The 21,454-nt window shown below is 68.8% G+C and carries 21 protein-coding genes; 12 read left to right on the top strand and 9 right to left on the bottom strand.

The window, feature by feature from the left end; all coding sequences use genetic code 11:
* Nucleotides 1–48 precede the first annotated feature (48 nt).
* The gene (locus AB0L70_RS32150) at nucleotides 49–873 is read left to right on the top strand and encodes a helix-turn-helix transcriptional regulator (protein ID WP_363690606.1); all 825 of its coding nucleotides are present in this window, start codon (nucleotides 49–51) and stop codon (nucleotides 871–873) included.
* 4 nt (nucleotides 874–877) lie between these two features.
* Here the strand turns inward: AB0L70_RS32150 and AB0L70_RS32145 are convergent, their stop codons facing one another.
* Entirely contained in the window at nucleotides 878–1,309 is a 432-nt protein-coding gene (locus AB0L70_RS32145) for an organic hydroperoxide resistance protein (RefSeq protein WP_363690534.1), read from the bottom strand.
* 20 nt (nucleotides 1,310–1,329) lie between these two features.
* A complete protein-coding gene (locus tag AB0L70_RS32140; protein WP_363690533.1) occupies nucleotides 1,330–2,283 on the bottom strand; it encodes a zinc-binding dehydrogenase in 954 nt (317 codons plus the stop codon).
* Nucleotides 2,284–2,333: 50 nt separating this feature from the next.
* Between AB0L70_RS32140 and AB0L70_RS32135 the strand changes: the two genes are divergently transcribed.
* Nucleotides 2,334–2,984 carry a TetR/AcrR family transcriptional regulator gene (locus AB0L70_RS32135; protein ID WP_363690532.1) on the top strand — a complete coding sequence of 217 codons (651 nt, stop codon included), beginning with the start codon at nucleotides 2,334–2,336 and terminating at the stop codon, nucleotides 2,982–2,984.
* On the opposite strand, the gene AB0L70_RS32130 is transcribed toward AB0L70_RS32135, so the two are convergent.
* The 4 genes from AB0L70_RS32130 to AB0L70_RS32115 all read right to left on the bottom strand — a co-directional run bounded on the left by AB0L70_RS32130 (nucleotide 2,968) and on the right by AB0L70_RS32115 (nucleotide 6,584).
* Nucleotides 2,968–3,714: a sulfite exporter TauE/SafE family protein gene (locus AB0L70_RS32130; RefSeq protein ID WP_363690531.1), complete on the bottom strand. Its 747-nt coding sequence runs from the start codon at nucleotides 3,712–3,714 to the stop codon at nucleotides 2,968–2,970. The two genes, AB0L70_RS32135 and AB0L70_RS32130, sit on opposite strands and share 17 nt — an antisense overlap.
* A 113-nt stretch (nucleotides 3,715–3,827) precedes the next feature.
* Nucleotides 3,828–4,967 (bottom strand): SPFH domain-containing protein, encoded by a 1,140-nt coding sequence (locus AB0L70_RS32125; protein WP_363690530.1) that lies wholly within the window; start codon nucleotides 4,965–4,967, stop codon nucleotides 3,828–3,830.
* Between the two features lie 200 nt (nucleotides 4,968–5,167).
* Nucleotides 5,168–5,707 carry an NfeD family protein gene (locus AB0L70_RS32120; RefSeq protein ID WP_363690529.1) on the bottom strand — a complete coding sequence of 180 codons (540 nt, stop codon included), beginning with the start codon at nucleotides 5,705–5,707 and terminating at the stop codon, nucleotides 5,168–5,170.
* A 94-nt stretch (nucleotides 5,708–5,801) separates the two neighbouring features.
* A complete protein-coding gene (locus AB0L70_RS32115) occupies nucleotides 5,802–6,584 on the bottom strand; it encodes an ABC transporter ATP-binding protein (RefSeq protein WP_363690528.1) in 783 nt (260 codons plus the stop codon).
* An 87-nt stretch (nucleotides 6,585–6,671) separates the two neighbouring features.
* Here AB0L70_RS32115 and AB0L70_RS32110 point away from each other — a divergent pair, with 87 nt between their 5' ends.
* From AB0L70_RS32110 to AB0L70_RS32065, 10 genes are all read left to right on the top strand, one after another.
* Complete coding sequence (locus AB0L70_RS32110; RefSeq protein ID WP_363690527.1) at nucleotides 6,672–7,406, top strand: hypothetical protein; 735 nt, start codon at nucleotides 6,672–6,674, stop codon at nucleotides 7,404–7,406.
* A gap of 53 nt (nucleotides 7,407–7,459) precedes the next feature.
* Nucleotides 7,460–8,677 carry a phosphoserine phosphatase SerB gene (gene serB, locus AB0L70_RS32105; RefSeq protein WP_363690526.1) on the top strand — a complete coding sequence of 406 codons (1,218 nt, stop codon included), beginning with the start codon at nucleotides 7,460–7,462 and terminating at the stop codon, nucleotides 8,675–8,677.
* A gap of 49 nt (nucleotides 8,678–8,726) precedes the next feature.
* Nucleotides 8,727–9,611, top strand: coding sequence for a GNAT family N-acetyltransferase (locus AB0L70_RS32100; protein ID WP_363690525.1), 885 nt, complete (start codon nucleotides 8,727–8,729; stop codon nucleotides 9,609–9,611).
* Nucleotides 9,612–9,687: 76 nt separating this feature from the next.
* Nucleotides 9,688–11,061, top strand: a complete 1,374-nt coding sequence (locus tag AB0L70_RS32095) for a glycoside hydrolase family 16 protein (protein ID WP_363690524.1) — start codon at nucleotides 9,688–9,690, stop codon at nucleotides 11,059–11,061.
* A gap of 25 nt (nucleotides 11,062–11,086) precedes the next feature.
* Nucleotides 11,087–12,157 (top strand): cyanophycinase, encoded by a 1,071-nt coding sequence (locus tag AB0L70_RS32090; protein WP_363690523.1) that lies wholly within the window; start codon nucleotides 11,087–11,089, stop codon nucleotides 12,155–12,157.
* A complete protein-coding gene (gene cphA / locus AB0L70_RS32085) occupies nucleotides 12,154–14,952 on the top strand; it encodes a cyanophycin synthetase (protein WP_363690522.1) in 2,799 nt (932 codons plus the stop codon). Before AB0L70_RS32090 ends, cphA begins: the two co-directional genes overlap by 4 nt.
* 30 nt (nucleotides 14,953–14,982) lie before the next feature.
* A complete protein-coding gene (locus AB0L70_RS32080; protein WP_363690521.1) occupies nucleotides 14,983–15,507 on the top strand; it encodes a copper chaperone PCu(A)C in 525 nt (174 codons plus the stop codon).
* On the top strand, nucleotides 15,504–16,664 hold the full coding sequence (locus AB0L70_RS32075) for a Dyp-type peroxidase (protein WP_363690520.1): 1,161 nt from the start codon (nucleotides 15,504–15,506) through the stop codon (nucleotides 16,662–16,664). The genes AB0L70_RS32080 and AB0L70_RS32075 overlap by 4 nt, the downstream gene beginning before the upstream one ends.
* Nucleotides 16,665–16,730: 66 nt before the next feature.
* Nucleotides 16,731–17,252, top strand: coding sequence for a SigE family RNA polymerase sigma factor (locus tag AB0L70_RS32070; RefSeq protein WP_363690519.1), 522 nt, complete (start codon nucleotides 16,731–16,733; stop codon nucleotides 17,250–17,252).
* Complete coding sequence (locus AB0L70_RS32065) at nucleotides 17,249–18,058, top strand: hypothetical protein (RefSeq protein WP_363690518.1); 810 nt, start codon at nucleotides 17,249–17,251, stop codon at nucleotides 18,056–18,058. Before AB0L70_RS32070 ends, AB0L70_RS32065 begins: the two co-directional genes overlap by 4 nt.
* Nucleotides 18,059–18,067: 9 nt before the next feature.
* Here the strand turns inward: AB0L70_RS32065 and AB0L70_RS32060 are convergent, their stop codons facing one another.
* From AB0L70_RS32060 to fabI, 3 genes are read right to left on the bottom strand one after another with little or no spacing between them, the layout of a single operon-like run.
* Nucleotides 18,068–18,937, bottom strand: coding sequence for a hypothetical protein (locus AB0L70_RS32060; RefSeq protein WP_363690517.1), 870 nt, complete (start codon nucleotides 18,935–18,937; stop codon nucleotides 18,068–18,070).
* A gap of 35 nt (nucleotides 18,938–18,972) precedes the next feature.
* Nucleotides 18,973–20,658 (bottom strand): Mur ligase family protein, encoded by a 1,686-nt coding sequence (locus AB0L70_RS32055; RefSeq protein WP_363690516.1) that lies wholly within the window; start codon nucleotides 20,656–20,658, stop codon nucleotides 18,973–18,975.
* 3 nt (nucleotides 20,659–20,661) lie between these two features.
* Nucleotides 20,662–21,438, bottom strand: coding sequence for an enoyl-ACP reductase FabI (gene fabI / locus AB0L70_RS32050; protein ID WP_363690515.1), 777 nt, complete (start codon nucleotides 21,436–21,438; stop codon nucleotides 20,662–20,664).
* Between the last annotated feature and the right edge of the window lie 16 nt (nucleotides 21,439–21,454).

The following is a 21,454-nucleotide window of genomic DNA, read 5'->3' as shown; positions in this document are numbered from 1 at the left end:
TGAGTGACGGTGAGTGGTGGCGAGGGTGGTCCGACCGCGCTCCGGATCATGCTCGGCGGACAGCTGCGGCGGATGCGGGAGTCGGCCGGCATCAGCCGTGCCGACGCGGGCTGGCAGATCCGTGCCTCGGAGTCGAAGGTCAGCCGGATGGAGCTCGGCCGGGTCGGGTTCAAGGAACGCGATGTCAGCGACCTGCTCGAGCTCTACGGGATGGCCGACGAGGAGGAACGCTTCCGGCTGATGGAGCTGGCCCGGGCCGCGAACAACCCCGGCTGGTGGTCCCGGTACGGCGACGTGATGCCGAGCTGGTTCACCAACTACGTCGGCCTCGAGGTCGCGGCGACGCTGATCCGGACGTACGAGGTGATGTTCGTCCCCGGTCTGCTGCAGACCGAGGACTACGCGCGCGCCGTCGTCCAGCTCGGGAAGTCGTACCAGCCCGACGAGGAGATCGACCAGCGGGTCGATCTGCGCAGGAACCGGCAGCAGATCCTGCAGCGGGCCACGCCGGCCCGGCTGTGGGTCGTCATCGACGAATCCGTGCTGCACCGGCCGGTCGGTGGCGAAGAGGTCCTGCGGGCCCAGATCGAGCACCTGATGATGTGGGCCGAGCAGCCGAACATCACCCTGCAGGTGATGCCGTTCAGCAGTGTCGGGTATCCGGGCGCCGGCGGTGCGTTCAGCATCCTGCGGTTCCCCGAAGGCGACCTGCCCGACATCGTCTACATCGAGCACGCCGCCAGTGCGCTGTACCTGGACAAGCTCGAAGAGGTCGACGAGTACGTCGCGATCATGGAGGGGCTGACCATCTCGGCGGCGCCTGTCTCAGCGACCCAGAGTCTGCTGAAACAGGCGCTCACGCGGATGGACTGACAGCTCAGGCGACCTTGAGGTCGACCTTGATGTTGCCGCGGGTGGCGTTCGAGTACGGGCAGACCTCGTGGGCCTTGGCGACGAGTTCCTCGGCGACCGCACGCTCGACGCCGGGCAGGCTCGCCACCAGCGTGACCTCAAGGCCGTAGCCGGCGCCACCGTTGATCGGGCCGATGCCGACCTCGGCCTCGACGGTCGAGCCGTCGGCGTCCTGGCGGGCCTTCCGCGCGACCAGCTTCAGCGCGCTGTGGAAGCAGGCCGCGTAGCCGGCCGCGAACAGCTGCTCGGGGTTGGTGCCCTTGCCGTTGCCGCCCATCTCGACCGGCGGCGCGACGGTGACGTCGAGCTTGCCGTCGTTCGTGGCGACCTTGCCGTCGCGACCGCCCTGGGCGGTGGCGTGGGCGGTGTACAGAACCTTCTCTACTGCAATCGTCATAGCGTTGTCTCCAAGGGGTTTCAGCGAGTTGGGTCGAGCACGAGCTTGCCAACGGTCCGGCGGGCTCGCATGTCCTCGTGGGCGGTGGCGATGTCGGTCAGTGCGTACTCGCCGCCGACGATCGGGCGGAGCTTGCCGCCCGCGGTCAGGTCGAACAGTTCGGTGAGCGGGTCGCCGAGCGACGCCGGGTTTCCGAAGCAGTCGGCCAGCCAGAAACCGGCGACGGTCTTCGAGCCCTTCATCAACCGGCTCGGGTCGATCGGTGCGGCGGACTCACGGGACGCGGCACCGAAGGTGACCAGGCGGCCGAACCGGGCCAGCGCGGAGAACGACTCGTCGAACGTCGGCCCACCGACCATCTCGAGCACGATGTCGACGCGCTTGCCGCCATTCGCTTCGATGATGCGGCCCTTCAGGCCTTCTGGCGTACCGTCGATCGCGGCGTCCGCACCGAGCTCGAGCACCTGCTTGCGCTTCTCCTCCGACGACGCGGTCGCGATCACGCGGCCGGCGCCCCAGAGCTTCGCGAGTTGCACGGCGAGCGATCCGACGCCACCGGCACCGGCGTGCACCAGGACGGACTCCCCCGGCTGCAGATGGGTGGAGGTCCTCAGCAGGTGCCAGGCAGTGGTGCCCTGCAGTACGAGTGCGAGCGCATCGCCATCGCTGACGCCCTCCGGCACATCCCAGGCGTACGGCGCGTGCGCGACAGCCTGCTCGGCGTACCCACCCGAACCGACCAGCGCGACGACTCGGCGACCGTCGGCGGTGTGGCCGACGACCTCACCGCCCGGGATCAGCGGAAGCTCGGTCTTGGACAGGTAACTGTTCTCGACCTGATGCGTGTCGGCGTAGTTGATGCCGGCGCGATCGACGGTGATCAGCACCTGCCCCTCGCCGGCGACCGGCTCCGCAACGTCGCTGACCTTCAATACCTCAGGCCCGCCGAACTCGGTGATCTGAATGGCTCGCATACACCGTACTATACACTGTACGTTATGAGGATCGAAGGGAGATGGGTCACATGGCGCGCACGCCCCGGAACACGCTGAGCTCCGAGCTGATCGTGCGGACCGCACTCGAGCTGATGGAGTCCAAGGGCACCGACGCGTTCAGTCTGCGCGGCGTCGCCGCCGAGCTGGGTGTCGGTCCGATGGCGCTCTACACCTATTTCCGTAACAAGGACGAGCTGTACGACGCGGTCCGGGACCACCTGATGGGCCTGCTGCCCGACGTACCGCGGGACGAGGACTGGCCCGGCCAGGTCCGGGCGGTGTGCCGGTCGTTGCGGCTGCTGATGCTGCAACACCCTTGCCTTGCGCAACTACTTTCCGGCCGGCCGTTGAGTGGCCACGAGACGGCCCGGGTGGCCGAAGGCCTGCTCGGCGTACTGCGTTCTGCCGGGTTCGACCCGGAGACGGCGGCGCGGACCCACACCACGCTCTTCACGTATGTGCTCGGGGCAACGTCCTGGGAGATCCAGATGGCGGCCGAGCGGCGTGATCCGGAGGCGTGGCGACGGCTCCGGACGACGATGGAGTCGTTGTCGGCGCGCGAGTTCCCGTCGGTGGTCGAGCTCGCGCCGGAGCTGGCCCGGACGACGGGTGGCGACGAGCAGTTCGACTACGGGCTCGAGCTGCTGCTCGAGGGGCTGCGGGTCAGAACACCATCGTGACGATGGCGACGATGCCGATGCAGACGATCAGTCCGCGCAACGCCATCGGCGGGAGCTTGCGGCCGTAGCGGGCACCGAGGAAACCGCCGATCGTGGAGCCGACCGCGAGCAGCCCGGCGGCCAGCCAGTCGACGTCGTGGACGATGATGAACAGCACCGCGGCGATGCTGTTCACGACCGTCGCGAGCACGTTCTTGAGGCCGTTCATCCGCTGCAGGTTGGTGTCCAGGCCGAGGCCGAGGATGGCCATCAGCAGCACGCCTTGCGCGGCGCCGAAGTACCCGCCGTAGATACCGGTGGCGAACACCGCGGGGATCACCCACCACGCGCCTCGGTGCAGATGTGACGGCGTACTGATCCACTTCGACAGCCACGGCTGGAAGGCGACCAGCAGACAGCCGAGCAGGATCAGGACCGGTACGACGGCGTGAAAGGCCGAGTCGGGCAGGGTGAGCAAGAGGACCGCACCGACGATGCCGCCGAGCAGTGACGCCGGGATCAGCCGGATCATCCGGCCGCGCTGGCCTTCCAGCTCACGCCGGTAGCCGATTGCGCCGGCGGCCGTGCCGGGCGCGAGGCCGATGGTGTTGCTGACATTGGCGAGCACCGGTGGAATGCCGACGGCAAGCAAGGCGGGGAACGTCAGCAGCGTGCCCGACCCCACCACAGCGTTGATCGTGCCTGCGCCTATCCCCGCCACCAGGACGAACAGCGCCTCGAACCATGTCATCGATGCCAGACTTTACGCACCTGTCAGCCTTCCGCGCGCACCGGTCCGTCCGTTGAACAAACAGAAAGCCTTCCTGGGCGAACCCAGGAAGGCTTTGTGTCGTGCTCGGCTTGTCAGCGCTGCGGCGGTTCCACGGCCGGGGGCTCCTGGCCGGGAGCCGGCGCCGTGGTTGGCGTGGTCGGGATCTGGCCCCGGTTGCCGACCGCTGCGTTCTCGGCGGCGGCGATCGCTTCGCGCACCGCATTGTCGGCCTCGGCCACCGCGGCCGGTGCCGCGGCCGTGTCGAGCTCGGCCACCTCGCCGTTCGACAGCTCCGGCGCGTGCCAGTCGCCCTCGGCCTTCTGCGCGATACCGGCCACCTGGCCGACCGCGCTGCCCAGACCCTTGAGTGCGTCGCCGATCTCGCTCGGCACGATCCAGAGCTTGTTCGCGTCGCCCTGAGCGATCGACGGCAGCATCTGCAGGTACTGGTAGGCGAGCAGACCCTGGTCCGGCTTGCCGGCGTGGATCGCGTTGAAGACCGTGGTGATGGCCTGCGCCTCACCCTGGGCCTTCAGGATCCGCGCCTGCCGCTCGGCCTCGGCCCGCAGGATCCGGGACTGCTTGTCACCTTCGGCCGTGAGGATCGCGGACTGCTTCTGGCCCTCGGCGGACAGAACCGCCGACTGCCGCATACCTTCTGCGGTGAGGATCGCGGCGCGCTTGTCGCGGTCCGCGCGCATCTGCTTCTCCATCGAGTCCTGGATCGACGGCGGCGGGTCGATCGAGCGGAGCTCGACCCGGTTGACCCGGATCCCCCACTTGCCGGTCGCCTCGTCCAGCACGTAGCGGAGCTTCTCGTTGATCTCCTCACGGCTGGTCAGCGTCTGCTCCAGATCCATGCCACCGATGATGTTTCGCAGCGTCGTCATGGTCAGCTGCTCGATCGCCTGGATGTAGTTGGAGATCTCGTACGTCGCCCGGACCGGGTCGTTCACCTGGAAGTAGATGACGGAGTCGATCGACACCATCAGGTTGTCCTCGGTGATGACACCTTGGGGCGGGAACGCGACCACCTGCTCGCGCATGTCGATGGTGTAGCGGACCTTGTCGATGAACGGGGTCAGCAGGTTCAGGCCCGGCTGCAGCCCGGTCTTGAACTTGCCGAACCGCTCGACGATCCCGACGGTCTGCTGCTGCACCACCCGGACAGACTTGATCAGCGTCACGATCACCAACAAGGCGACCAACGCCAGCACTATGAGGAACGCCACTGCAGCCTCCACTAGACCTATGCCTCTGGACGGACAGTCTTTCCTATCGACGGTCCACGCGACGAGCCGGTTCCCGGCGCGTCGGCTGCCTGATCACACAGGTAAATTCCGCCGTCCCCACTTCCGACAGTACTCCGCGTGAGGGGCGGTTCGAACTCAACCCGGGATCAGCTCCGGCTCAACTCCGGCTCAGGCCTGGATCAGCTTTGCGGCGGGTCCGTCGGCTTCGGGTCCTGGCCCGGATTCTGCTGCGGCTCGGGGCTGTTCAGCTGGTGGTGCAACGGGTCGCCGACCGGGTAGACGACGGCCGTCGCGCCGTCGATCGACATCACCTCGACGCGCGTCCCGGGCTCGATCGTCGAGACCTCGTCGTACGGGCGTGCGGTCCAGAGCTCACCGTTCAGCCGGATCGAGCCGCCGCCGTCGGGGTGGATCTCTTTGACGACGGTGCCGGTCCGGCCGATCACGTGGGCCGATCCGGTCTTGAGCTCACCGCCGTGATGCATCTTGCGGACGAGCAACGGACGGATCGCGGCCAGCATCGCGGCAGCCGTTACCAGGCCGACGACGATCTGCAGCCAGAGCAGACCAGGGAAGATGGCTGAAACCCCAGCAGCGGTGAGCGCGCCGGCCGCCAGCATGAGCAGGGTGAAGTCGAGCGACGCCAGCTCCGCCAGACCCAGGGCAGCGGCGATCACGAGCCAGGCAGCCCACATGTTGTCCCGCAGCCAATCCATCATTTCCCAACTCTATCCACGTTCGGGGACTCACGTGGAGGTTGGACGCGTCTGGTTGGTCACGGGATCCGCGCGGAGGCGCAGTCAATCAGTGCCGTCAGAGCGCGCGAGCGGCGTACCGGCCGTCCTCCTGCTTCAGCGAGAGGGCCAGGTCGAAGGTGTCGCTCAGGGTCTCGGCGGTGAGGGCCTGGTCCATCGGACCGGCCGCAACGACGCGTCCCTGCTTGAGCAGAAGCGCGTGGGTGAAGCCGGGCGGGATCTCCTCGACGTGATGGGTGACGAGGACCATCGCCGGTGCACCGACGGCGGTCGCGATCGAGCTGAGCGACCGGACCAACTGTTCGCGACCCGTAAGGTCCAGACCGGCCGCGGGCTCGTCCATCAGCATCAATTCGGGGTCGGTCATCAACGCGCGGGCGATCTGGACCCGTTTCCGCTCACCCTCGGACAAGGTGCCGAAGGTCCGGTCCGCGAGGTGCGCGATCCCCAGCTCGGCCAGGAGTTCCTTGGCCCGCTGGTGGTCCAGTTCGTCGTACTCCTCGCGCCACCGGCCGAGTACGGCGTACGACGCGGAGACGACGACATCCGCGACGCGCTCGCTCTTCGGCAGCCGGTCGGCCAATGCGGCACTGGTGAGTCCGATCCGCGGCCGCAGCTCGAAGACGTCGATCGCGCCGAGGACCTCACCGAGCAGTCCGACCACACCGGTGGTCGGGTGGATCTGGGCGGCCAGGATCTGCAGCAGGGTCGTCTTGCCGGCACCGTTCGGTCCGATCACAACCCACCGATCGGCCTCGTCCACAGTCCAGTCGATCCCGTCGAGCAGTAGCGCCCCACCCCGGACGATCGACACCCCGGCCAGCTCCACCACACCAGTCATGCTCAAAACCTACGGGGTGCCTTCGCGCGCTGCGTGGCCACCCTGCCCGAGTCGTTCGACCAGGACGGTGATGGGAGACTGTCGGGCGTGTTGACCACCTCCGCCTCCGTCCGGTTCACGGTCTGGACGAACGCGATGCTGACCGGCGCCTGCGACCCCGACACCGCCGCACTGAAGATCCTCGGCGACGACGTCGGTCACCACGTGGCCGGTCTGGCCGGGCATCCCGAGCCGGCCACGTTGCCGGTCGCACTGAACCTCCTGCGCGCCGCGGGCGCCACCCAGGCCCACCTCGCGCTGCCGGTCCCGGGCGATCCGATCGGGCTGGCCGGTCCCCCGTCGTTCAACGAGGCCGCATTGGAAACGGGCGAGGCCGTCGTACTCACGGGCACCGAGCTCGGACTCGTTCCGGCGTACGTCGGTCCTGCTGTGCAGTGGACCGTGTTGCCGGCCTCGAGTCCGCTGCCGGCCGACCTCGGCGAGGCGGATCGCGGTCTGCGGCTCGCGTTGATCGACGCGGCCGAATCGCTGGCAGCACTCGACGTCGCGCGATGGAAGCCGGAGGTCGCGGATGCGCTGATCGACATCCGGAAGATCGGCAGCGGCCGGAACGACGACCTTGCCCCCGGCTATCAACCACGGGCAGTGAAGGCGGCAGCGACCGCCCGGCGCTGTCTCGCGATCGCCGATGCGGCCCTCGAGGACGACGGCGCCGCGGTCACGGGCGCTGAGGCTGACGCACGCCGCCGTACGCTGCTGGACCTCGCGGCGGCCGCACGCCGGGCCCTGGTCGCGGCCTGTGCACCACCTGTCAACGATTGAGATGTGGACCGGACAGCGGACAGACAGCCGATGTAGGTAGCGTCTGTGCTGCCATGAATGAACAGGCTGAGCTCGAGACGCACTCGCCCGATCGCCCGACGGTGCTGGTCACGTTGACCGGAACCGACCGACCGGGCCTGACTTCCGCTGTGCTCTCGACGATCGCCACCCGCGGGCTCGAGGTGATCGACGCCGAACAGGTCGTCCTCCGGGGCCGGCTGGTGCTCGGCGTACTGCTGTCCGCGCCGCGCGATCACAAGCGGCTGAAGGAAGAGCTGAAGGCGCTGGCCGACGTTCTGGACGTCGACATCTCGGTGAAGAAAGGTGTCGGCGACAACGAACCACGGCGGAAAGGCCGCAGCCAGGTGACCGTGATCGGTCACCCGTTGACCGCCGCGGGGCTGGCCGCGGTCGCCGGCCGGATCGCCGACACCGGCGCCAACATCGACCGGATCAGCCGGATGGCGCGCTACCCGGTCACCGCGATGGAGATCGCCGTCTCCGGCGCCGACCCGGAAGCGCTGCGGACCGTGCTCGCGCTGGAAGGCGTTCGGCAAGGGCTCGACGTCGCCGTACAAGACGGTGGTCTCTACCGCCGGGCCAAGCGGCTGATCGTGATGGACGTCGACTCGACCCTGATCCAGGGCGAGGTGATCGAGATGCTCGCCCTGCACGCCGGCCGGCTGGAGGAGGTTGCCGCGGTCACCGAACAGGCGATGCGCGGCGAGCTCGACTTCGCCGAGTCGCTGCGGCACCGCGTCGCCCGGCTCGAGGGCCTGCCGGTGTCGGCCCTGGACGAGGTGTACGACGCGATCCAGCTGGCACCCGGAGCACGCACCCTGGTGCGGACGCTGAAGCGGCTCGGGTACAAGTTCGCCATCGTCAGTGGTGGTTTCAGCCAGATCACCGACAAGCTGGCCGCCGAGCTCGGCATCGACTACGCCAAGGCGAACGAGCTCGAGATCGCCGACGGCAGGCTCACCGGCCGGGTCATCGGTGAGATCGTCGACCGGCCCGGCAAGGCGACCGCCCTGCGCGAGTTCGCCAAGCGTTCCGGTACGCCGCTGACCCAGACCGTCGCGATCGGCGACGGCGCCAACGACCTCGACATGCTCGCGGCCGCCGGGCTCGGCGTCGCGTTCAACGCCAAGCCGGTCGTCCGGGCCGCGGCGGACACCCACCTGAGCGTCCCCTACCTCGACACGATCCTCTATCTGCTCGGCATCAGCCGGGAGGAAGTCGAAGCCGCGGACGCCGACAATCCCGCCTGAGCCGCCCGCAATCCGGCTGGATCGCGTGGTTGTACGTCACTATCAGGTCATGGAGTTCTCGACCCGAGCGGCGACCAGCGCCGACGCCGAGGCGATGTACCGACTGATCGAGACCGCGGAGCTCGGCTGGCACGGACAGGCCGAAACGGTCCCGGACCAGGTCGCGGCGGATCTGCGCCGGCCCGAACTCGACCTCGCCCGCGACACCCTCCTCGTGCTCGCACCGAACGGCGACCTGGCCGGATGGGTGTGGGTGCATCTGGGCAAGCGCGTCCAGATCGAGGTGCACCCGTCGTACCGCGGACAAGGGATCGGGACGCGGCTGCTCGACTGGGCCGTGGCCCGGGCCCGCGAGGTTGGTACGGATTGGATCGGCCAGGCCGTGGACGACGCGGACAAGGCCGGGACGGATCTGCTGCTCTCTCGCGGGGCCGACGTACTCGCGACCAACTGGCTGCTCGAGCGACCGCTCGTCGCGGTAGAGCCGGGGGAACTGCCTGACGGCATCCGGTTCGGCACCTACGATCCGGCGCGGTCGCATGACGTCCATGAGCTGATCGAGGACGCCTTCTCCGCCTTCCAGCCGCGCCGGAAGCCGTACGACGAATGGGTCGAGCTGACCGTCGAGCGCGACACCTTCCTGCCCGACGCGACGACGCTCGCGTACGCCGGTGACGAACTCGTCGGCGCGGTCCTTGCCCTCGATCTCCCCGGCAGCGACGAGGGGTATGTCGAGCAGGTCGCCGTCCGATCCGACCAGCGGAACAAGGGCCTTGCGCGGGCGATGCTTGATCAGACCTCCGCCGCATTCCTCCAGCGCGGGCTGCGCGGCCTGATCCTCTGGACGCACTCCGGCACCGGCGCGCTGGCCATGTACGAGCGCCTCGGCCTACGCGTACGACGCAGTACGACGGTCTACCGCCTGTATCTCTGATTCCGGGGTGTGACGAGCTGTTGACACGTTGATGTGAGAGCGCTCTCATTGAGCCACCACATCCCTGGAGGTCGCTATGCGAACCCGCCCCCTCATTGCCGCATTGCTCGCCCCACTCCTGGTCACCGGTGCCCTGGCCGTCGCGGCGCAGGCCAGTGTCCCGACTCCCCCGGCCGGCTGGAGCACTGTCTGGAGTGACGATTTCAACGGGCCGAACGGCGCGCTCCCGTCCGGCGCCAACTGGATCATCGACACCGGCCACGGCTACCCGGGCGGTCCGGGTAACTGGGGTACCGGAGAGATCCAGAACTACACGAACAGCACCAGCAACCTCGCCCTCGACGGCTCCGGCAACCTGCTGATCACCCCACGCCGCGACGGCGCCGGCAACTGGACGTCGGGCCGGGTCGAGAGTCAACGCAGTGACTTCAAGCCGCCGGCCGGCGGCGTACTGGCGATCGAGAGCCGGATCCAGATGCCCAACGTCACCGGCAACGCGGCCCTCGGATACTGGCCGGCGTTCTGGGCATTGGGCGCGCCGTACCGCGGTAACTACTGGAACTGGCCCGGTATCGGCGAGTTCGACATCATGGAGAACGTCAACGGGATCAACTCCGTCTGGGGCGTGCTGCACTGCGGCGTGAACCCCGGCGGCCCGTGCAACGAGACCACCGGCCTCGGCACCAGCCGCGCGTGCCCGGGCTCGTCCTGCCAGTCCGCGTTCCACACTTACCGGTTCGAGTGGGACACCAGCGTGTCGCCGAACCAGTTCCGCTGGTACGTCGACGGACAGCAGTTCCACTCCGTGAGTCAGGGCCAGCTACCGGCCGACACATGGGCGAACATGGCCTCGCACGCCGGGTACTTCGTCCTGCTGAACGTCGCCATCGGCGGTGCGTTCCCGGATGCGCTGAACGGCCCGACCCCGCGCGCCGAGACCGTGCCGGATCGGCCGATGGTCGTGGACTACGTGGCCGTGACGTCGAAGGGTGGTGGGACAACCACCCCGCCGCCCACCACTCCCCCTCCGGGTGGCGGCGGCAGCGCGTACAGCGCCATCCAGGCCGAGTCGTCCCAGCAGCAGTCCGGTACGGGCGTCGAGACCACGTCGGACACCGGCGGCGGCCAGAACCTGATGCAGGTCGGCAACGGCGACTGGGCCCGCTACTCCGGTATCGACTTCGGCAGCTCCGCAGCGCACCAGTTCGTCGCCCGGGTCGCCTCCGGAGCGGCCGGCGGGGTGAGCGGTCTGGTCGAGGTGCGGCTGGACAGCCGGTCGAACGCGCCCATCGGCAGCTTCGCGATCGCCAACACCGGTGGCTGGCAATCGTGGCGGTCGGTACCGGCGAACATCAGCGCGGTGACCGGCGTACATGACGTCTATCTCACCTTCACGAGCGGTCAGCCGGCCGACTTCGTGAACGTCAATTGGTTCACGTTCGGTCACTGAGGCAGGCAGCACCTATTCTTCGGCTATGTCTGATCTGCAAGGTGGGCCGAGCACGGGACCCGGGGCTCTGTTCGCCATTGGTGGTGCCGAGGACAAGCTGAAGAAACGGACGGTGCTGCAGGAGTTCGTCGAGGCCGCTGGTGGGCCGAAGGCGCGGATCGTGGTCGTGCCGACCGCGTCCGCGCTCGGACCCGATGTCATCGACGTGTACCGCGCCCTCTTCGCGGCCCTCGGTGCCGCTACCGTCGTCGGCGTTCGCCCGGAGAATCGGGAGGACGCCGACGATCCGGCGTTCCTCGAGCCGCTGAGCGACGCCACCGGGATCTTCATGACCGGCGGCAACCAGCTCAAGCTGGCCGGTGTCGTCACCGGTACGGCGTTCGGCCGGGCCGTCACCGCTGCCCACGCCCGCGGCGCCGCGGTCGGCGGCACGTCGGCCGGCGCGAGCATCCTGGCCGAGCACATGATCGCGTTCGGCCGGTCCGGTGCGACCCCGCGGCAGCGGATGAGTCAGCTCGCCGGCGGCCTCGGCCTGGTGCAGGGTGCGATCGTCGACCAGCACTTCGCCCAGCGGAACCGCTACGGCCGGCTGCTGTCCCTGGTCGCCCAGTCCCCCGGCCTGCTCGGCATCGGCATCGACGAGGACACCGCGGCCGTGTTCCGCGGGAACCACCTGGAGGTCGTCGGCCGCGGTGCGGTGACGATCTTCGACGGCAGCCGGCTCACGTCGAACGCCCACTACGCCGGCCGGGCCGAGCCCATCCTGGCGTCCGGCGTCGTACTGCATGTGTTGCCGTCGACCTCGACCTTCGACCTGCAGGCGCGGGTCCTACTGTCCTACGGCAAGCAGCCGCCGGCCGCGGAGATCGCGGAGATGGAGGCCGCCGAGGCGGATCTGCGCAAGCTGGCCAAGGAGATCGCGGCCGAGGGGGTGTCACCCAAGTACTACGCGGAGCGCAAGCGGCGGGCGGGACGCCGTACGACGAAGAAGTCCGCGGCCGCCGGGGAGTCCAGACCGGAGGCGACCGAGCCGATCACGGCCGGCGCCGAGCTCAGCCACCCCGACAGCCCGCAAGCAGACAGTGGATCCACATGACCGACACCGAAGTACCGACCGTTGGCGCTCCCGCTCCGGACCTGAAGATCATCGAGACCCGGGTCTACCGTGGGCCGAACGTGTGGAGCTACGACCCCGCGATCCATCTGACCGTCGACCTGGGATCGCTGGAGCACTTCCCGTCGAACACGATCCCGGGCTTCACCGAGAAGCTGCTCGAGTACCTGCCGCGACTGGACCAGCACCACTGCTCGCGCGGCCGCCGGGGTGGCTTCATCGAGCGCCTGCAGGAAGGCACCTGGCTCGGCCACATCGCCGAGCACGTCGCGCTGCAGCTCCAGCAGGAGGCCGGCCACGACATGCGCCGCGGCAAGACCCGCCAGGTCAAGGGCGTGCCCGGCCGCTACAACGTCGTCTACTCGTACGCCGACGAGGGTGTCGGTCTGGCCGCCGGTGAGTTGGCGGTCCGGTTCGTGAACTACCTGGTCCAGCCGACCGCCGATTTCGACTTCACCACCGAGCTGGAGAAGTTCATCAAGCAGGCCGAGCGGAGCGCGTTCGGCCCGTCGACCCAGGCGATCGTGGACGAGGCGGTGTCCCGCGACATCCCCTGGATCCGGCTGAACAAGGCCAGTCTCGTGCAGCTCGGTCAGGGTGTGCACGCCAAGCGGATCCGCGCCACGATGACGTCCGAGACCGGATCGATCGCGGTCGACGTGGCCAGCGACAAGGACCTGACCACCCGCCTGCTGGCGTCGGCCGGTCTCCCGGTGCCGCGGTCGGAATCGGTACGCACGGTCGATGAAGCAGTGATCGTCGCAGGCAAGATCGGCTACCCGGTGGTGTGCAAGCCGCTCGACGGCAACCACGGCCGTGGCGTCTGCCTGAACCTGCGGAATGCCGAGGAGCTCCGCGAGGCCTTCCCGATCGCGGCCGAGCAGTCCCGGCGCGGCTCGGTGATCGTGGAGAACTTCGTCACCGGCAAGGACTATCGCTGCCTGATCATCAACGGTCGGATGGAGGCGATCGCCGAGCGCGTGCCCGCGCACGTGGTCGGCGACGGCATCCACACCATCGCCGAGCTGGTCGACATCACCAACGCCGATCCCCGGCGCGGTGTCGGCCACGAGAAGATCCTGACCCGGATCACGATCAACGCCGCGGCCCGCGGGCTTGTTCGCAGCCAGGGTTTCGAGCTGGACGACGTACCACCCGAGGACGTGATGGTGAAGCTGACGCTCACCGGCAACATGTCCACCGGTGGCATCTCGATCGACCGCACCTTCGAGGCGCACCCGGAGAACGTCGAGATCGCCGAGGAGGCGGCCCGGATGATCGGGCTCGACATCGCCGGGATCGACTTCATCTGCCCGGACATCACCCAGCCGGTGCGTGAGACCGGCGGCGCGATCTGCGAGGTGAACGCGGCACCCGGGTTCCGGATGCACACGAACCCGACCATCGGCGAACCGCAGTACATCGCCAAGCCGGTCGTCGACATGCTGTTCCCGCCCGGTGCGACCAGCCGGATCCCGATCATCGCGGTGACCGGGACGAACGGGAAGACCACCACGTCGCGGATGATCAGCCATGTCTTCAAGGGCCTCGGCCGCAAGGTCGGGATGACGTCGACCGACGGCATCGTGATCGACGAGCGGCTGGTGATCCGGGCCGACGCGTCCGGGCCGAAGTCCGCCCGGATGGTGCTCCAGAACCCGCGCGTCGACTTCGCGGTCTTCGAGGTGGCCCGCGGCGGGATCCTGCGGGAGGGACTCGGGTACGAGCGCAACGACGTCGCCGTCGTACTCAACGTCCAGCCGGACCACCTCGGTCTGCGCGGGATCGACACCCTCGAGCAACTCGCCGACGTCAAGGCGGTCCTGGTCGAGGCGGTGCCGCGGACGGGGTACGCCGTACTGAACGCCGACGACCCGTTGGTCCGGAAGATGCGGCGGAAGTGCTCAGGCCAGGTCGTGTGGTTCACCGTGGCCGAGCCGGGCAGCGAGGTGCGCGACTACATCGAGGGGCACTGCCGGCGCGGTGGCCGGGCGGTCGTGCTGGAGCGGTCGGACCTCGGCGACATGATCGTGGTGAAGCACGGCCGGCGGTCGATGCAGCTGGCGTGGACTCACTTGCTGCCGGCAACGTTCGGTGGGCGGGCGATGATGAACGTGCAGAACGCGATGGCGGCGGCCGCGGCGGCGTTCGCGGCGGGTGCGCCGTTGCACGACATCCGGCAGGGGCTGCGGACGTTCAGTACGTCGTACTACCTGTCGCCGGGGCGGTTGAACGAGATCGACGTCGACGGACGGACGGTGATCGTCGACTACTGCCACAATGCACCGGCGATGCGGATGCTCGGTGACTTCGTGGACAAGCTCGGCGAGAGCCTGAGTGCGTCGTCGGAGCTCGGGCGGCCGTCGCGGATCGGAGTGGTGGCGACCGCGGGCGACCGGCGAGACGACGACATCCGTGAGCTGGGTGAGGTCGCGGCGCAACACTTCGACGTGGTCATCATCCGTGAGGACGCCCGGCTGCGTGGGCGGAAGCGGGGTGAGCTGGCGACGCTGATCGAGGCCGGTGTCCGCGGCGCCATGGAGAAGGGCGCTCGCTGTCGGCAGGTCGACACCGTGCTCGACGAGCTGACCGCGGTCCGGCATGCGCTGTCCCGGTCCAACCGCGGCGACCTCGTCGTACTGTGCGTCGACCAGCACCAGACCGTGCTCGCCGAGCTCGAGTCGGTGTCGCATCTGGCCCAGGCCGGCGCCCGTTCGGGTGACGAGGGTGGCGATCCGGACTTCGTCCAGCCGGACGAGGAGGTTCCGGTCGAGTAGCGGGAACTTGCCTGGGGCAAGCGTCGTTGGGTGGGCGTGAAGACGAAGTTGCTGACGGCCGCGCTGGTCGTCGTACTCCCGCTGTTGGTGTCGTCCTGTGGATCCGCGGACCCGAAGCCCGCGACCAGGGAGGCCGCGGTGAGTACGCCGGGCGTGCTGGTCGAGGACGCGTGGGTGCGGTCGACGGTCGGGGCGAAGGACACCACGATGACGGCCGCGTTCATGTCGCTGACCAACCCCAAGGACGCGGACGTCAAGTTGACCTCGGCAACCTCTCCGGTGGCCGGCGTGGTCCAGCTGCACGAGATGGCGATGAAGGACGGGAAGATGGTGATGCAGGAGAAGGCCGGCGGCATCACCGTCCCGGCCGGCTCGCACAGCCACCTCTCCCCCGGCGGCGACCACATCATGCTGATGTCGCTCAAAACCCCTTTGAAGCCAGGCGATGAGCTTCCCCTCACGCTGAAGTTCTCCGACGGCACCACCCATGACCTGAAGGTTCCCGTGAAGGCGTTCACCGAGGAAGAAGAGCACTACCACCCCACGCCGCAGTGACCACGAGACGACAGTTCTTCGGGTACGCCGGCGCTGCTGCCGCGGGTGCTGCCGCCACGGGTGGTGCCGTGGTTGCCCTGCACAACGATCTTGAGATGCCTCCCGTGCGGGCGATTGAACCGTACGGCGAGCATCAGGTGGGGATCAATGCCGCCTCGCCTCGGCACGCCGAGTTGGTGGCGTTTCGGCTGGCGACAGACAAGGCCGGGCTCGGGCGGTTGATGCGGTTGTGGACCAACGACATCGTCGCGCTGGCCTCCGGCCGACCGGCGCCGGGTGACACCGCGCCGGAGTTGGCGATCGGGAATGTCGCGTTGACGGTGACGGTCGGGTTCGGGCCGCGTGTGTTCGAGCTGACCGGGAACAAGCCGCCAGGGCTGGACGACCTGCCGGTGATGAAGCATGACCGGCTGGACGCTGCCTGGTCGGGTGGAGATCTTTTGGTGCTGGTCGGCGCGGACGATCCGGTCAGCGTGGTGCACGCCGTACGACGGCTGGTGGCGGACGCCAAGCCGTTCGCCACACCCGCCTGGCGGCAGACCGGATTCTGGAACAACACGGGATCCGACGGGCAGCCCGTCACCGGTCGGAACCTGTTCGGCCAGGTCGACGGCACCGGCAACCCGGCCGTGGGTACGCCGGAGTTCGACAGCACGGTCTGGTCGACCGACGGTCCCGAGTGGTTCCGTGGCGGTACGACACTCGTCGTACGCCGGATCCGGATGAACCTCGACACGTGGGACGAGCTGACCCGGTCCGAACAGGAACGCGCCGTCGGCCGCAACCTCTCCACCGGCGCACCCCTCACCGGCACCGCCGAGCACGACGAACTCGATCTCGAAGCCCGGGACGCGAACGGCCGCCTGGTGATCGCGGAGAACGCACACGCCCGCCTCTCCCACCACACCGAGAACGACGGCCGCCGGATCTTCCGCAAGGGCCTCAACTACGTCCACGACACCGGCGCGACCCGCGAGTCCGGCCTGATCTTCCTCAGCCACCAGGCCGACGTCGCCGGCCAGTTCCTCCCGCTGCTCGCCCGCCTGGACGCCGTCGACGCCCTGAACGAATGGACCACCACCATCGGCTCAGCCGTCTTCGCCCTCCCCCCGGGCTTCCAGCCCGGCAGTTGGCTCGCCCAGAAGCTCCTGGGCTGAATTCTCGGCTGACCTGTCACCCTGCAACGCTGGCCAAGGCGTTCAGGGGGTGGAGGAAGGATGCCGATGAGAGATGCCGACGACTTCGACGACTTCGTGCGGGCTCGCTGGACTGCGACCGCGCGGCTCGCGTACGCGCTGACCCTGGACCATCAGCAGGCGGAGGACCTGGCCCAGGAAGCGTTCACCAAGCTGTGGTTCCACTGGCGCAAGCTGAGCGGTGGGAGCCCGGAAGCCTATCTGCGCAAGATCGTCACCACGACGTTCCTGTCCGGCCGGCGCCGCCGCTGGATCGGCGAACGTCCGACGGAGATTCCGCCGGACACCGCCGTCGGCCCGGCCACCGCACAGGTCGAGGAGCGACTCGCGCTCCGGCAGGCGATGGCCCGGCTCAGCCCGCGGCAACGCGCCGCCGTCTATCTCCGGTACGCCGAGGATCTGTCCGAACGCACTGTCGCAGAGCTTCTCGGCTGCTCCATCAGCGCGGTCAAGTCGCACACCCGCCGCGGTCTGGAAGCACTCCGCACCGATACCACGTTCACCACACCTGACGAACTGGCCGAACTGGCCGGGAGGGGGATCGCATGACCGACGACCTGAACACCAAACTCGCCGTACTGACCGAGGACCGGCCGGAGCCGATCGACCCGGCAGCTCCGATCCGGCTCCGGATCCAGCGCCGCCGACGCCGCCGCGGCGGCCTGATCGTGGTGGGCGCCGCCACCGTGACCGCCGCCGCTGTCGCGGTCGGACCGCTGCTGGGTTCACTCCATTCGGCCGGCGGTGAGCCAGGCGTGGCCGGCTTCGCGCCGCCGGTCGTAACAGTCCCGTCGGTCGCGCCGAGTCCGGGCTCTCCCGTCCCATCTCCAGTCGTGATAGGTCCGTCCACGGCTGAAGGTGACTCGAAAACGGTCATGCCGCCGCCGTGGTCGGCCGAGGTGTTCACGAAGCTGCCGGACGCCAACGCCTACCGGCCCAAGGCCTACTACATCGCCAAGGGCAGTATCCCGACCGAGGAGTACGGCGTACTCGCGTTCTCCCGTCAGGGCTGCATCGTCACCGACGAGGGCCCGGCGACCAGCTTCGGCCGGATCTACGTGTGCTTCGACGACTGGAAGCCCGGTCAGCACAGCGCCTTCTACGTCGCACCGGCGCGCGCCAAGGAGAAGAGCGAGAAGCTGCTCGACTTCACCCTGGTGGTCGGCGCGACCTCGGCCGACGCCCGGAAGGTGCGGATCAAGTCCGGCGGCAAGACGTACGTCGCCGACGCCGTCGGCACGCCCGCCACGGACAAGCTGCGCTTCTTCTCGTACCTGATCCCGGCCAAGGACGCCAAGGTCGCCTCGGTGACCCCCGTCAACGCCGCCGGAAAGCTGGCAGCCGCGCCGAGGTAGGGGCTCGGGTCAGAGGGCGTTCTCCGATGCGCCTTCGGGCTGCCTGCGAGGGAGGAGTCGGCGGCGCGGTTCGATCTGGTCGATCCAGTCGAGATCGTCGGACAGGACCGCGTCGTTCGACTTCTCCGAATAGGGGTCGGGCGGAGGCGGCGCCGGCGGGAGGGCGCGCAGCTTGAGCACGACCATCGGGATGGCGAGGAGAACGGCCAGGACGAACCATGGCCAGTACTCGCGAAGCAAAGGCTCGTACGACTGGAAGAAGGCATCGGTAGCGGCGTCGCCGACGGCGTCCATCGGCTTGCCGGTCGAGCTGCTGATCAGGTTGATCGCGGCCACGACCCCGAAGGACGTCAGATAGACGGCGCTCAGCGGGATCCACGAGGCCACCGAGCGCCAACCGCGCCGCCAGCAGGCGACGTACAGGAGCAGCGCGAGCCCGGCGCCGATGAGCAGGCCGTTGAGCTGCCACAGCCAGCGCCAGTCCCCCACCTCGCCGGCGGGTCGCAGCGCACACCAGGCGACCGGCAACGCGAGCGCGAACGCGGCGATCACCGAGCTTCTGGTGCCCAGGGCACCGAAGAACGCACCGACGGCGCTTGCCACCAGCAACGTGATCACCATCGACCGGTCCGACCAGCCGTTGCCGGTCAGCCACCACATGCCCGCGGCAACCATCAGGACGACCGGTACGGCGATCCGCACCCGGGCGATCAGCAGCCCGGCCAGCACTCCCCCGGTGAATCCGCCCAGCACCAGCAGGTCGATCCGCGCCGGCACGAACAGCGTCGCGCCGTCCGGCAACCCCTTCAGGTACGTCGGCGCGAACCCGCCCACGAACCAGGCGAGCACCGCGGACGGAATCGACCACAAGTACCGCATGACACCCCGTTCCGCCCTAACCTCGGCGGACAGGGCTAGTGCTGGGCCTTCTCGACCTTGGCCTTCAAAGTCTCCGTTGTGTCGACCGTAGCTCCCTCGGACCGCAACCAGCCGTCAAGACTCGCCCGATCCTGCAGAGACATCACGGCGACCACATCGCCCGGCTTCGCCTCCGCGACCAGCGCCTGCGCCGCTTCCAGCTCGGTCGAGTACGCCGGTACGTCGTCCACGCCCACCGATGCGGCACCCGCCCGGAACACCTCTTCGAGCTCCGCCGGCGGCCGTCCACGCAGGTACTCGGTCTTGTGGCCGATCGCCACCCGATCGGCCCCGCGCGCCCCGATCGCACCCAGCGCGGCGACCATCTCGTCGGCCCGGTCACCCGGCGAACCGAGGGCCAGCATCAGCCGCCCACCCTCGACCCGGACGCCGTTCATGATCTCGAGCAACGCCTCGAGGCCGGCCTCGTTGTGGGCGAGGTCGATCACCACGGTGAAGTCGCGCAGCGAGTACATGTTCATCCGGCCGGGGTTGTTCTCGTTCGGCGCGAAGGTGCTCAGCCCTTCGATCACCGCCGCCCGCGGCAACCCGAGCCCGAGCGCGGCCGACGCGGCGGCCAGCGCGTTCTCGACGTTGTAGTGCGAGAGCCCGGACAGCGTCATCGGTACGTCGACGACCTTCAGCAACGGCTCCGGGTCCGCGGCCTGGTCGAGCACCGTGATGAATCCGTCGAGTACGGTCGTCGCCCGGCCGCCCTCGTCCAGCACGGTCCGGATCGACGGCGAATCGACGTCCCGTGAGAACACCCAGCTCTTGGCCGGCGATCCGAGCCGCATCGCGAACGTCCGCGGATCGTCGCCGTTCACCACGCACCAGCCCCGCGGGCGGGTGATGTGGGTGATGACTGCCTTCACCTCGGCCAGCTGATCGACCGTGTCGATGCCGCCGAGTCCGAGGTGGTCCGCGGTGACGTTGGTGACCACCGAGACATCATTCGAGACCACGCCGACACCGCGGCGGAGGATGCCGCCACGGGCGGTCTCCGTGACCGCGAGCTGGATCCCCGGCTGGGACAGCACCTGAGCGGCACCACTCGGGCCTGAGTAGTCGCCGTACTTCACCAGCTCGCCGTCGAAGTACACGCCGTCGGTGCTGGACCAACCGACATGCAGACCGGCCGCGCGACCGATGTGCGCGATCATCCGTGAGGTCGTCGTCTTGCCGTTCGTACCGGTCACCGCGACCAGCGGCACCTTCGGCCGCAGCGTCGGCGGCGGGTTCCCGGGGGGCTCGGCCCGGACCCGGTCGCCCACGGTCGCGATCAGGTCGGTCAGATCGTCCGTGCCGAACGCATCCAGCACCTCGGCAATTGCCGCACCGAGCGCCCGCGCGCGACCTTCGTGTGCCCACGGGAACGCTACGACCAGACGCCGTACGTCGGACTCCGGGCGAACCCGAACACCGATCCGGCCGATCCCGGCCTCCCGGGCGATCCGTCGGACGACGTGACCGACGACCCGGATCGCGAACCGCTGCCGGAACCCGGACCCGATCCGGCCGGGCCGGGTGGCACCGAGGCCGATCGCCTGTCCGTAGGCCTTGGCGGCCGGCGCCGGGGCGTCGACGAGTGCCGAGACGTCGAGCGTGAGCTTGACGGCGGCACGGCTGAAGTAGAGGTTGGCGCCGTCCAGAACGCGCAGCTCAACCAGCGATGTGGCCAATCTCTACGCTCCCATCGCGTGAAAGCCGCCATCGACGTGCACGATCTCGCCGGTGGTCGCGGGGAAGAAGTCACTCAACAGGCCGACGATCGTCCGGCCGGTGGGCTCCAGATCGGACGGATCCCAGCCCAGCGGGGCACGATCCAGCCACGGCCCCTCGAACTTCTCGAAGCCCGGGATCGCCTTCGCGGCCAGCGTCTTCAGCGGGCCGGCCGAGACCAGGTTGCAGCGGATGCCCTGGGCACCGAGATCACGAGCCAGGTACCGGCTCGTGGACTCGAGCGCGGCCTTGGCCACACCCATCCAGTCGTACCCGGGCCAGGCGACGGTCGCGTCGAAGGTCATCCCGACCACGCTTCCGCCACGGCTCATCAACGGCGCACAGGTCACGGCCAGCGCCTTCAACGAGTACGCCGAGACGTGCACCGCCTGGGCCACGTCGTCCCACGGCCCCTCCAGGAACTTCCCACCCAGGATGGTCTCCGGGTTCCCGTACGCGATCGAGTGCACGACGCCGTCCAGGCCGTCGACGTGCTCGCGAACGGCGTCCGGCAGGGCCGCGAGGTGCTCGGCGTTCGTGACGTCCAGCTCCAGGACGGGCGGTTCGACCGGCAGGCGTTTCGCGATCCGTTTGGTGATGCCGAGCGCCCGGCCGAAGTTCGAGATCAGCACGGTGGCGCCTTGTTCCTGCGCCACCTTCGCGGTCGCGAAACCGATCGAGGAGTCGAGCGTCACGCCCGCCACCAGGATGCGTTTGCCGTCGAGGATGCCCACCGGCATGCCCTTTCTAGATGGA

The organism is Kribbella sp. NPDC051952 (assembly GCF_040680855.1).
Classification (GTDB): domain Bacteria; phylum Actinomycetota; class Actinomycetes; order Propionibacteriales; family Kribbellaceae; genus Kribbella.
Note: the sequence above shows the minus strand (reverse complement) of the source record. Positions and strands in the feature narration are given on the sequence as shown.